Origin of the sequence: Pseudoduganella buxea, from assembly GCF_009720835.1 — a bacterium.
GTDB classification, from domain to species: Bacteria; Pseudomonadota; Gammaproteobacteria; order Burkholderiales; family Burkholderiaceae_D; genus Rugamonas; species Rugamonas buxea.
Genome location: NZ_WNKZ01000352.1, coordinates 1 through 223, shown reverse-complemented (window position 1 = coordinate 223; position 223 = coordinate 1). Strand labels below are relative to the sequence as shown.

Sequence of the window (223 nt, the reverse complement as noted above, 5' to 3'; positions counted from 1 at the left end):
CCGCGCAGGATGCCGTGGCGATACAGCTTGTCGCCGTCGCAGTGCGGGCACCGGCGCAGGCGCGCGCCCCGTGCCTCGATGATGGCCAGGCAATCGGCCAGCGAGGCACATCCTTCGAACAGCCGTCGCAGGCCATCCCCTTGTTCGCCGGTCAGCCGGGTCAGCCACGCCAGGCACTGCGTCCGTACGGCCTGGTACTCGTCGATTTCCATGCCCACCTCCG

General features: G+C 69.5%; 1 pseudogene. It reads right to left on the bottom strand.

From position 1 onward, the window contains the following. Positions 1–212 (bottom strand): annotated as a pseudogene (locus GM672_RS28195) (hypothetical protein); the annotation flags it as partial. Positions 213–223: the final 11 nt, after the last annotated feature.